General features: G+C 70.6%; 10 protein-coding genes, 5 tRNA genes and 1 pseudogene. 2 read left to right on the forward strand and 14 right to left on the reverse strand.

The window, feature by feature from the left end; all coding sequences use genetic code 11:
• Nucleotides 1-75: 75 nt before the first annotated feature.
• From ACZ4WZ_RS17695 to ACZ4WZ_RS17705, 3 genes are read right to left on the reverse strand one after another with little or no spacing between them, the layout of a single operon-like run.
• On the reverse strand, nt 76-1,233 hold the full coding sequence (locus ACZ4WZ_RS17695; protein ID WP_467891181.1) for a D-alanine--D-alanine ligase family protein: 1,158 nt from the start codon (nt 1,231-1,233) through the stop codon (nt 76-78).
• A 39-nt stretch (nt 1,234-1,272) separates the two neighbouring features.
• On the reverse strand, nt 1,273-2,283 hold the full coding sequence (locus tag ACZ4WZ_RS17700) for an NAD(P)H-dependent glycerol-3-phosphate dehydrogenase (RefSeq protein ID WP_467891184.1): 1,011 nt from the start codon (nt 2,281-2,283) through the stop codon (nt 1,273-1,275).
• The gene (locus ACZ4WZ_RS17705) at nt 2,280-3,032 is read right to left on the reverse strand and encodes a lysophospholipid acyltransferase family protein (protein ID WP_467891186.1); all 753 of its coding nucleotides are present in this window, start codon (nt 3,030-3,032) and stop codon (nt 2,280-2,282) included. The genes ACZ4WZ_RS17700 and ACZ4WZ_RS17705 overlap by 4 nt, the downstream gene beginning before the upstream one ends.
• A gap of 164 nt (nt 3,033-3,196) precedes the next feature.
• Between ACZ4WZ_RS17705 and cofC the strand changes: the two are divergent.
• Nucleotides 3,197-3,859 (forward strand): annotated as a pseudogene (gene cofC / locus ACZ4WZ_RS17710) (2-phospho-L-lactate guanylyltransferase); the annotation flags it as partial.
• Nucleotides 3,860-4,171: 312 nt separating this feature from the next.
• Here the strand turns inward: cofC and ACZ4WZ_RS17715 are convergent.
• The 4 genes from ACZ4WZ_RS17715 to leuC form a co-directional block, all read right to left on the reverse strand.
• A complete protein-coding gene (locus tag ACZ4WZ_RS17715; protein ID WP_467891189.1) occupies nt 4,172-4,864 on the reverse strand; it encodes an HU family DNA-binding protein in 693 nt (230 codons plus the stop codon).
• 144 nt (nt 4,865-5,008) lie between these two features.
• Complete coding sequence (locus ACZ4WZ_RS17720) at nt 5,009-5,236, reverse strand: SCO5555 family protein (protein WP_007266785.1); 228 nt, start codon at nt 5,234-5,236, stop codon at nt 5,009-5,011.
• 137 nt (nt 5,237-5,373) lie between these two features.
• A complete protein-coding gene (gene leuD, locus ACZ4WZ_RS17725; RefSeq protein ID WP_467891192.1) occupies nt 5,374-5,967 on the reverse strand; it encodes a 3-isopropylmalate dehydratase small subunit in 594 nt (197 codons plus the stop codon).
• A 3-nt stretch (nt 5,968-5,970) separates the two neighbouring features.
• Complete coding sequence (gene leuC, locus ACZ4WZ_RS17730) at nt 5,971-7,395, reverse strand: 3-isopropylmalate dehydratase large subunit (protein ID WP_467891195.1); 1,425 nt, start codon at nt 7,393-7,395, stop codon at nt 5,971-5,973.
• Nucleotides 7,396-7,581: 186 nt separating this feature from the next.
• On the opposite strand from leuC, the gene ndgR reads away from it, so the two are divergent.
• Nucleotides 7,582-8,298 (forward strand): IclR family transcriptional regulator NdgR, encoded by a 717-nt coding sequence (gene ndgR / locus ACZ4WZ_RS17735; RefSeq protein ID WP_007266782.1) that lies wholly within the window; start codon nt 7,582-7,584, stop codon nt 8,296-8,298.
• Nucleotides 8,299-8,479: 181 nt separating this feature from the next.
• On the opposite strand, the gene ACZ4WZ_RS17740 is transcribed toward ndgR, so the two are convergent.
• The 7 genes from ACZ4WZ_RS17740 to ACZ4WZ_RS17770 form a co-directional block, all read right to left on the reverse strand.
• Nucleotides 8,480-8,552, reverse strand: a tRNA-Glu gene (locus tag ACZ4WZ_RS17740).
• Nucleotides 8,553-8,573: 21 nt separating this feature from the next.
• Nucleotides 8,574-8,645 (reverse strand) — tRNA-Gln (locus ACZ4WZ_RS17745).
• 22 nt (nt 8,646-8,667) lie between these two features.
• Nucleotides 8,668-8,743: transfer RNA gene (locus ACZ4WZ_RS17750), tRNA-Glu, on the reverse strand.
• Between the two features lie 61 nt (nt 8,744-8,804).
• Nucleotides 8,805-8,877, reverse strand: a tRNA-Glu gene (locus ACZ4WZ_RS17755).
• Between the two features lie 27 nt (nt 8,878-8,904).
• Nucleotides 8,905-8,976: transfer RNA gene (locus tag ACZ4WZ_RS17760), tRNA-Gln, on the reverse strand.
• A gap of 87 nt (nt 8,977-9,063) precedes the next feature.
• On the reverse strand, nt 9,064-9,792 hold the full coding sequence (locus ACZ4WZ_RS17765; protein ID WP_467891198.1) for an HAD family hydrolase: 729 nt from the start codon (nt 9,790-9,792) through the stop codon (nt 9,064-9,066).
• Between the two features lie 10 nt (nt 9,793-9,802).
• A complete protein-coding gene (locus tag ACZ4WZ_RS17770; protein WP_467891201.1) occupies nt 9,803-9,931 on the reverse strand; it encodes a DUF4241 domain-containing protein in 129 nt (42 codons plus the stop codon).
• Nucleotides 9,932-10,305 lie beyond the last annotated feature (374 nt).

The raw sequence follows: 10,305 nt of genomic DNA on the forward strand, positions 1-10,305 counted from the left end.
CCCCGCCGCGCGCACACCGCCGCCCGCTGGGTTTCCTCCCAGCGGGCGGTCGGCTGTACGGGGCCGGACGCGCGCCTAGCGCAGTCCGGTGGAGCGGCGCAGGGCCGCCTGGATCAGGAGGTCCACCAGCTCCTGGTACTCGATGCCGGACTCCTGCCACATCCGCGGGTACATCGAGATCGGCGTGAATCCGGGCATGGTGTTGATCTCGTTGATGACGAAGTCGCCGTCCTCGGTGAGGAAGAAGTCGGCGCGCACCAGGCCCTCGCAGGACGCGGCCTCGAAGGCCTCGATCGCGAGCCGCTGCACCTCGGCGGTCTGCTCCGGGGTCAGCGGGGCGGGCACGATCCCGGACGCGGAGTCGATGTACTTCGCCTCGAAGTCGTAGAAGTCGTGGCTGGAGACCGGGGGGATCTCGGCGGGGGCGCTGGCGCGCGGCCCGTCCTCGAACTCCAGGACGCCGCACTCGATCTCGCGGCCGCGCAGCAGCGCCTCCACGATGATCTTCGGGTCGTGGCGGCGCGCCTCCTGGACCGCCGCGTCGAGCCCTGAGGGGTCGTCCACCTTGGTGATGCCGATGGAGGAGCCGGCCCGGGCGGGCTTGACGAACAGCGGCCAGCCGTGCTCGCCGGCGAAGTCCAGGATCTTCGCCTTGGCGGCGGCCGGGTCGGCCTCCCACTCGCGGGGGCGGACGGTCACGTACGGGCCGACGCGCAGCCCGAAGGAGGTGAACACCCGCTTCATGTAGTCCTTGTCCTGGCCGACGGCCGAGGCGAGGACGCCGGAGCCGACGTAGGGGATCCCGGAGAGCTCCAGGAGGCCCTGGAGGGTGCCGTCCTCGCCGTAGGGGCCGTGCAGGACGGGGAAGACCACGTCGACCTCGCCCAGCGCCTTGGGGACGCTGCCCGGCTCGGTGTAGACGACCTCGCGGCTGGCGGGGTCCACGGGGAGCACGACGGTGCCCTCCGGGGACTCCCGCAGCGTCTCGACGCTCGGGAGCTGCCGGTCCGCGATGGCCATGCGCTCGGGCTCGTCGGCGGTCAGGGCCCACCGGCCGTCCGTGGTGATGCCGATGGGCAGCACCTCGTACTTGGCGCGGTCGATGGAGCGCAGCACCGCGCCCGCCGTGACGACCGAAATGGCGTGTTCCGAGCTGCGGCCGCCGAACACGACGGCCACGCGGGGCTTGCGGCCCTGCTGCTCAGGGGTCTGGGGGAGGTTCTCGCTGCTCATATCGCCACGAGGGTACCCGCTCACACGTCCGGAACAGAGTCAGCGACGTTCCGGTTTGGCGCTGCGCCCCATCAGCTCCTTCAGCGCGACCAGCGGGGGCTTGCCGTGGTGCACGATCTCGACGACCGTGTCGGTGATCGGCATGTCCACTCCGTACCGCCGTGCCAGATCTGCCACGGACTGGCAGGACTTGACCCCTTCCGCGGTCTGGCTGGTGACCGCGATGGTCTCGGCCAGGGTCATTCCGCGGCCCAGGTTGGTGCCGAAGGTGTGGTTCCGGGAGAGCGGCGAGGAACAGGTGGCGACGAGGTCGCCGAGCCCGGCGAGCCCGGAGAAGGTGAGCGGGTCGGCGCCCATCGCCAGGCCCAGACGGGTCGCTTCGGCGAGCCCGCGGGTGATGAGGGAGCCCTTGGTGTTGTCGCCCAGGCCCATGCCGTCCGCGATGCCGACGGCCAGGCCGATGACGTTCTTGACGGCGCCGCCGAGCTCGCAGCCGATGACGTCGGTGCTGGTGTACGGGCGGAAGTACGGGGTGTGGCAGGCGGCCTGGAGGCGCCGGGCCACGGCCTCGTCCACGCAGGCGACGACGGAGGCGGCGGGCTGCCGGGCGACGATCTCGCGGGCCAGGTTGGGGCCGGTGACCACGGCGACGCGTTCGGCGGGGACCTTGGCCACCTCCTCGATGACCTCGCTCATCCGCTTGGCGGTGCCGAGTTCGATGCCCTTCATCAGGGAGACGAGGACGGTGTCGGGCTCCAGCAGCGGGCCCCATTCGGCGAGGTTGCCGCGCAGGGTCTGGGAGGGGACGGACAGCACGGTGAAGTCGGCGCCGCGGGCGGCCTCGGCGGGGTCCGTGGTCGCGCGGAGGTTCGCCGGGAGCTCCACTCCGGGGAAGTAGTCCGGGTTGGTGCGTCCGGTGTTGATGGCGTCGGCCACCTCCCGGCGGCGGGCCCACAGGGTCACTTCGCAGCCGGCGTCGGCGAGCACCATGCCGAAGGCGGTGCCCCAGGAACCCGCCGAGAACACGGCGGCCTTGACGGGACGTGTCACTTCTTGCCCTCCCCCGCGGCGTCGCGCCGCTGTTGCGCCCTGGCCTTGCGGTGGTCGTACGGCTGCGCGGGCGCGCTCTGGCCCCGCAGCTCTTCCAGGAGCTTGGTGATGTCGGCCATGATGGCCTCGGTGGCGCCCTTGAGGACCTCGGGCGTGGGCTCGCGGTCGTAGTAGGCCGAGAGGTCCACGGGCGGTCCGGCGAGGACCTGGAGGGTCTTGCGGGGGAACAGCCGGACCTTCTTCTCCTTGGCGTAGGGCGGCATCGCGAGATTCGCGCCCCATTGGGCCACGGGAATGACGGGCGCCTTGGTGATCAGCGCCACGCGGGCGACGCCGGTCTTGCCGGCCATCGGCCACATCTCCGGGTCGCGGGTGAGGGTGCCTTCCGGGTAAAAGGCCACGCATTCACCGCGCTCGACCGCGTCCACGGCCGCCCGGAATGCGTCCAGGGCGTTGGTGGTCTCGCGGTAGACGGGGATCTGCCCGGATCCGCGCAGGATCATGCCGACGAAAGGCACCTTGAAGAGCCCTGCCTTGGCGAGCAAACGCGGCACCCTGCCGGTGTTGTACTGGAAGTGCGCGTAGGAGAGCGGATCCAGATACGAGTTGTGATTGACGGCGGTGATGAATCCGCCGTCGGCCGGAATGTGGTCCATTCCCCGCCAGTCCCGCTTGAAGAGCACTACCAGCGGCGGTTTTGCGATGACCGCCGCCAGGCGGTACCAGAAGCCGATTCTGCGGCGGGACACTCGGACACCTTCCTCTAGGACCGGTGCGGGGCTTGGGCACCTCGGGGCCGGACAAGTGTCGCGCCGGGTCCGGTCTCTGTCGAGGACACCGTACGCCCCGCTCGCACCACGAGGCCCCCCTGCGGCCGCTCGGGGGCGACAATGGGCCGAGTGATGACCGGGTCATGACCTGCCGATGGGTCGGGCGGGTGCCGCAGCGCACCGGAGGGAAGGGGTCCGCCACGAACGCCGCATGGAGCCTGGTGGTCCCCCTGAAGCCCTTGGCGCTGGCCAAGAGCCGTCTCGCGGCGGCCGTGGGCGCGTCCCGGCCGGGGCTCGCGCTGGCTTTCGCGCAGGACACCGTGGCCGGGGCGCTGGCCTGCGCCTCGGTCGCGGATGTGGTGGTCGTCACGGACGACGCCGTGGCGGGCGCGGAGCTGGCGCGGCTGGGAGCGCGGATCCTGCCGGACGCCCCCGGCGCGGGGCTCAACGCGGCGCTGGACCACGGGGCGCGGGCGGTGCGGGCGGGGCGGCCCGGGGCGGCGGTGGCCGCGATGAACGCCGATCTGCCGGCGCTGCGGCCGCCGGAATTGCTACGTGTGCTCGATATCGCGGGGCATTTTCCCAGGGCATTTCTGGCAGATGCGGCCGGAATCGGCACCACCCTGCTTTCCGCGGGACCGGACGTGGAATTGGCACCTTCGTTCGGCGGCCCCTCCCGGGCCCGGCATTCGGCATCGGGGGCGGTGGAAATAGCCGTCGCGGGTGTGGAGAGCGTACGCCGGGACGTGGACACGGGGGCGGACCTGCGGACGGCCCTGACCCTCGGGGTGGGGCGGCACACGGCCCGATACAGTTCCCGTATGCAGGCGACCGCGTACACGTACGACTCCCAGACCCGCAGCGGCAGTGTGCTGCTGGACGACGGCACCCCGGTGCCCTTCGAGGCCGCCGCCTTCGACGCGGGGGGCCTGCGGCTGCTGCGGCCCGGGCAGCGGGTGCGCATCGAGACGGAGGGCGAGGGCCCGTCGCTGCGGATCACGCTGGTGACCCTGCAGACCTTCTGACCGCACCGCCCGTACACCACCCACCTGGGATGAACGCACCGCGGGCCGGCTTCCCCGGGTGGGGAAGCCGGCCCGGCGTGTCTAACCGTGCCCTTACTTGTTGCGGGCCGTGGTCTTCTTCGCGGTGGCCTTGCGCGTCGCCGCCTTCTTGGCGGGCGCCTTCGTCGCGGTGGCCTTCTTGGCCGCCGGGGCGGTCTTCTTGGCGGTGGCGGTGGTCTTCTTGGCCGCCGTCGCCGTCTTCTTGGCCGGGGCGGCCTTCTTGGCCGTCGCCGTGCCCGTGGCCTTCTTCGCGGCCGTGGTCTTCGCGGCGGTCTTCTTGACGGTCGGCGCGGCCTTCTTCCCGACGGCCTTCTTCGCCACGGTCTTCTTCGCGGCCGTGGTCTTCGCGGTGGTCTTCTTCGCCGTGGTGGCCTTCTTCGCGGCGGCCTTCTTGACCGTGGCGGAGGCACCGCCGGTCAGGCTGCCCTTCGGGGCCTTCTTCACGGCGACCTCGTCGCCCTTGGGGAGCTTCTTGGTGCCGCTGACCAGGTCCTTGAAGCCCTGACCCGCGCGGAAACGGGGGACGGAGGTCTTCTTGACCCGGACGCGCTCACCCGTCTGCGGGTTGCGGGCGTAGCGGGCCGGACGGTCGACCTTCTCGAACGAGCCGAAGCCCGTGACCGAGACCCGGTCGCCCGCGACGACCGCGCGGACCATGGCGTCCAGTACCGCGTCGACGGCGTCCGCGGCCTGCTGGCGGCCGCCCAGCTTGTCGGCAATCGCTTCTACGAGCTGCGCCTTGTTCACGTCTTCCCCTTCGGAGACATCGCCAGAACGAATGTGTTCAAGCTTATTTCGCACGTTAGGCGGATATATACCGCAAATCAAACACGAAACGGGCTAATCACCCTAGTGCCGCAACGATGTAGGTCGTTACGGAGTTCCTTCGCATCAGTCGCCTTCAGGGAATCGACCCTCGTCGAGGTCCTTCATCAACCTGTCCAGGCGCCTTGCCGCATCGGCCAGATCGTGCTTCGCCGCGGCAGTGACGACCAACAGCTTCCGGGACAGCGTCATCCTTACGCCCTCCGGGACTTGCAGTGCGCGCACCCTTGCGTGTGCTTCTTTCAACCGGTCCGCGACGAGTTCGTAGAGCTCGAGTTGACTGTCGCGTTCCATGCACAGATTGTGCCATCTGGGGCGAGTTGTCGCCTCACGGGGCCTCAACATACGGCTGTGCCCCCCGCCGGAAGGCGGGGGGCACAGTGTTGCCGATGTGATCACCCAAAGGTGAATAAGCGCTGATCAGGCTGGAATCAGTGCCGAATCGTGCGGGGCTTGAAGGCCGGGCGGCCGCTTTCGTACGCGTCGATGTCGGCTTCGTTCTGAAGGGTGAGCGAGATGTCGTCCAGACCCTCCAGCAGACGCCAGCGGGCGTTGTCGTCGAGTTCGAACTCCGCCTCGACGCCTTCGGCTCGGACCTGGCGGTCGACCAGGTCGACGGTGATCTCGGCGGTGGGGTCGGCCTCGGTCAGCTCCCACAGCCGGTCGACGGTCTCCTGCGGCAGGACGACGGTCAGCAGACCGTTCTTCAGCGAGTTGCCGCGGAAGATGTCGGCGAAGCGGGAGGAGATGACCGTCTTGAAGCCGAAGTTCTGCAGGGCCCAGACGGCGTGTTCGCGCGAGGATCCGGTGCCGAAGTCGGGACCGGCGACCAGGACCGTCGCGCCCGCCCGCTCGGGACGGTTGGTGACGAACTCCGGGTCCTTGCGCCAGGCCTCGAACAGCCCGTCCTCGAACCCGTCACGGGTGATCTTCTTCAGCCAGTGGGCGGGGATGATCTGGTCGGTGTCGACATTGCTGCGGCGCAGCGGAACGGCCCGGCCGGTGTGGGTGGTGAAGGCTTCCATGGTTCAGACTCCGGCGGTGGCAGGGGCGTCGGACAGGTCGGCGGGGGAGGCCAGATGGCCCAGTACCGCGGTGGCGGCGGCCACCTGGGGGGAGACCAGGTGGGTGCGCCCGCCCTTGCCCTGCCGGCCCTCGAAGTTGCGGTTGGAGGTGGACGCGGAACGCTCGCCCGGGGCCAGTTGGTCGGGGTTCATGCCCAGGCACATCGAACAGCCCGCGTGCCGCCATTCGGCGCCGGCCTCCTTGAAGACCTTGTCCAGGCCCTCCTCCACGGCCTGCAGGGCGACCCGGACCGAGCCCGGGACGACCAGCATCCGTACGCCGTCGGCGACTTTGCGGCCCTCGATGATCCCGGCGACGGCGCGCAGGTCCTCGATGCGGCCGTTGGTGCAGGAACCTACGAAGACGGTGTCCACGTTGATCTCGCGCAGCGGCTGCCCGGCCGTCAACCCCATGTATTCCAGGGCCTTTTCGGCGGCGAGGCGCTCCGAAGCGTCCTCGTACGAAGCCGGGTCGGGGACGTTGGCCGACAGCGGCGCGCCCTGGCCCGGGTTGGTGCCCCAGGTGACGAACGGCGACAGCGAGGCCCCGTCGATGACGACCTCGGCGTCGAAGACCGCGTCCTCGTCGGTGCGCAGCGTCTTCCAGTAGGCGACCGCCGCGTCCCAGTCCTCGCCCGTCGGGGCGTGGTCGCGGCCCTCCAGGTAGTCGAAGGTGGTCTGGTCGGGGGCGATCATGCCCGCGCGGGCGCCGGCCTCGATCGACATGTTGCAGATGGTCATGCGGGCTTCCATCGACAGCTTCTCGATGGCCTCGCCGCGGTACTCCAGGATGTAGCCCTGGCCGCCGCCGGTGCCGATCTTGGCGATGATCGCCAGGATCAGGTCCTTGGCGGTGACGCCCTCGGCCAGCTCACCGGTGACAGTAATCGCCATCGTCTTGGGGCGGGCCAGCGGCAGGGTCTGGGTGGCCAGCACGTGCTCGACCTGGCTGGTGCCGATGCCGAAGGCCAGCGCGCCGAACGCGCCGTGCGTGGAGGTGTGCGAGTCGCCGCAGACCACGGTCGTGCCCGGCTGGGTCAGGCCCAGCTGCGGGCCCACGACGTGGACGACGCCCTGCTCGACGTCACCCAGGGAGTGGAGGCGGACACCGAACTCGGCGCAGTTCTTGCGCAGCGTCTCCAGCTGGGCCCGGGAGACCGGGTCCGCGATCGGCTTGTCGATGTCGATGGTGGGGGTGTTGTGGTCCTCGGTGGCGATGGTGAGGTCCAGACGGCGGACCTTGCGGCCGGCCTGGCGCAGACCGTCGAAAGCCTGCGGGCTGGTCACCTCGTGCAGCAGGTGGAGATCAATGAAGAGGAGATCGGGCTCGCCCTCGGCGCGCCGGACGACGTGGTCGTCCCAGACCTTCTCCGCGAGTGTCCTACCCATCGCTTTCCCTCCGGCCGGCCGGTTGTGCCGGCGCTTCTTTAGAGATCTGGTGCGCCTGATCGCCCGCTACCCCACTGGCGGAACGACGGCTCGGACCCAGTGGTTCGTGGACCCGCACATACAGACTCGCTCGTTCTTGGAAAATTTGAACTTGCGTTTCACAGTGTGAGACGTGAATATCGTTTCATGGACAACTCTAGCGGCGTCGGCGTTCTCGACAAGGCAGCTCTGGTACTGAGCGCACTGGAGTCCGGTCCGGCCACCCTCGCCGGGCTGGTCGCGGCGACAGGGCTCGCACGACCCACGGCACATCGCCTGGCCGTGGCACTGGAACACCACCGGATGGTGGCGAGGGACATGCAGGGCCGGTTCATCCTCGGTCCGCGGCTGGCAGAGCTTGCCGCCGCGGCCGGCGAGGACCGCCTGCTGGCAACGGCCGGACCGGTGCTCACGCACCTCCGTGACGTGACGGGCGAGAGCGCGCAGCTCTACCGTCGTCAGGGCGACATGCGCATCTGCGTGGCGGCCGCCGAGCGGCTGTCGGGCCTGCGGGACACCGTCCCGGTGGGCTCCACCCTCCCGATGAAGGCGGGGTCGGCCGCGCAGATCCTGATGGCCTGGGAGGAGCCCGAGCGGCTCCACCGGGGTCTGCAGGGCGCGCGCTTCACGGCCACGGCCCTGTCCGGCGTACGGCGCCGCGGCTGGGCGCAGTCGATCGGCGAGCGGGAGCCCGGCGTGGCGTCCGTCTCGGCGCCCGTACGCGGCCCCTCGAACCGGGTGGTGGCCTCCGTATCGGTCTCCGGGCCGATCGAGCGCCTGACCCGCCACCCGGGGCGCATGCACGCCCAGGCCGTCATAGACGCGGCCGCCCGTCTCACGGAGGCCCTGCGCCGCTCCGGCTGAGCCGTCCGCGGCCGTAGACCTCCACCACTCCAACCCCCGGGTCCGGGGGCGCGTACGACGCCGCACACGTCCGAACTCGCGCCTCCGGGCCCGCACTTGCACCCGGCACCCGCCGGCCCACAGCGGCTCCGGAAACACGGAAGAGGCCCTCCGCGATGATCGCGGAGGGCCTCTCCTCTTGTACCCCCGACCGGATTCGAACCGGCGCTACCGCCTTGAGAGGGCGGCGTGCTAGGCCGCTACACAACGGGGGCTAGCTTTACTGCGGTACTGCGCTGGGCTACCAGGACTCGAACCTAGAATAAGGGAACCAGAAACCCTCGTGTTGCCAATTACACTATAGCCCAATGGTCTAGACCTGCCAGACCTTGGTACCCCCGACCGGATTCGAACCGGCGCTACCGCCTTGAGAGGGCGGCGTGCTAGGCCGCTACACAACGGGGGCCCTAGCGATCCTGCATCAAGACCTCCGGGAGCGACCCTGGAGATCCCGCGGGAAGGATCTGTACCCCCGACCGGATTCGAACCGGCGCTACCGCCTTGAGAGGGCGGCGTGCTAGGCCGCTACACAACGGGGGCAAAGCACTGCGTTACTACTGCACTGCGCTGGGCTACCAGGACTCGAACCTAGAATAAGGGAACCAGAAACCCTCGTGTTGCCAATTACACTATAGCCCACCGAACTTCAAGACCCTGAGGGCCTTTCGTTTGGTAAGCGCCTCCGTGTCCGGCCTTTCGGCCCGCCCGGGCGGCGCAGAAAGAACATTACCGGATGCCTGACCGTGCTCCAAAACGGGTATCCGCAGCCAGGAGCTCGGGCAGCCGGTCAAGTCCCTCGATCCGGTGCACACCGGCGGGACCGGGCCCCCGGCCCCCCTCCCGGTCGAGCCAGACGGCCGTGAGCCCGGCGTCCCGCGCGCCCCGCGCGTCGATCTCCGGCTGGTCCCCCACGTAGGCGACCTGGCCCGGCGGCAGCCCCAGCGCCTCGCAGGCGGCCAGGAAGGCGGCGGCGTCGGGCTTGCTCACCCCCAGCTCGGCGGCGCAGACCAGCACCTCGAAGCGGTCGCGCAGCCCGAGGTGGCGCAGCTTGGGGTCCTGGTTGGCGGCGGAGGAGTTCGTGAGCACCCCGTGCCGGTGGGTGCCGGCGAGGGACTCCAGGACGGGCAGGACGTCCGGGAAGAGGACCCAGGCGGCCTTGTAGTGCCCGACGTAGCTGTCGAACCAGGCGTCGGCCTGCGCCGCCGTCAGGGCGGGCTCCCCGAGGAAGTCCCGCACCCTGTCCTGCCGCTGGCCCTGGAAGGTGGCCTCGCCCGCGGCGAAACGCGCCCAGTGGAGCTCCGTGAGCCTGCGCCAGAGCGCGAGGGCCTCCGGAGGGGATCCGTACCGCTCCGCGAGTCCCTCGGCGCGCAGATGGGCGGCCAGACCGGCCGAGTCGGCTCCCGTGTAGTCGAAGAGGGTGTCGTCGATGTCCCACAGCACGGCGCGGATCGGCATGCCGCCGAGCCTACGCCGCGTCGTCCCCGGGCGCGGGCACGACGAAGAAGTCCGTCACGAAGCAGGTGATCTCGCCGTCCGCGTCCCGTCCGGTCCAGGCGGGGTAGCGGCCGTCGCCCCAGCCGGAGCCGAAGGCCACCGGGCCGTGACCGTGCTCACCCGTGCCAGGTGCGGGCCGGGGCCGTGGCCGGCCTCCTCGAAGGCGTCCCAGAGCGGGCCCTCGTGTCTTGGATCACCGGGCGGGCGGCCGCCGGGGTGATGACGGTGGCCACGGCCGTTTCGGCCCGGTAGCGGCCGGGGACCACCTCGGCGGTGAAGGGCGCCGTCCCTCCCCCGCCGAGGCCGATGAAGGGGTCGCAGGCGACCGCACCCCAGGGTCCCCCTCCGGCAACGCCGTGGGGGGGGGGGGGGGGGGGGGGGGGGGGGACGAAGAGGGGGGGGGGGGGGGGGGGGGGGGGGGGGGGGGGGGGGGAGTGGGGGGGGGTGGGGGGGGGGGGGGGGAGCGATGAGGGG

It is taken from the genome of Streptomyces sp. NPDC029122, assembly GCF_055569445.1.

What these genes read in the sequence shown, in the direction of transcription:
- ACZ4WZ_RS17720 (WP_007266785.1), bottom strand. Translation starts at nt 5,236, where the DNA reads ATGGAACGCGACAGTCAACTCGAGCTCTACGAACTCGTCGCGGACCGG.
- ACZ4WZ_RS17765 (WP_467891198.1), bottom strand. Translation starts at nt 9,792, where the DNA reads ATGCCGATCCGCGCCGTGCTGTGGGACATCGACGACACCCTCTTCGAC.
- leuC (WP_467891195.1), bottom strand. Translation starts at nt 7,395, where the DNA reads ATGGGTAGGACACTCGCGGAGAAGGTCTGGGACGACCACGTCGTCCGG.
- leuD (WP_467891192.1), bottom strand. Translation starts at nt 5,967, where the DNA reads ATGGAAGCCTTCACCACCCACACCGGCCGGGCCGTTCCGCTGCGCCGC.
- ndgR (WP_007266782.1), top strand. Translation starts at nt 7,582, where the DNA reads ATGGACAACTCTAGCGGCGTCGGCGTTCTCGACAAGGCAGCTCTGGTA.
- ACZ4WZ_RS17695 (WP_467891181.1), bottom strand. Translation starts at nt 1,233, where the DNA reads ATGAGCAGCGAGAACCTCCCCCAGACCCCTGAGCAGCAGGGCCGCAAG.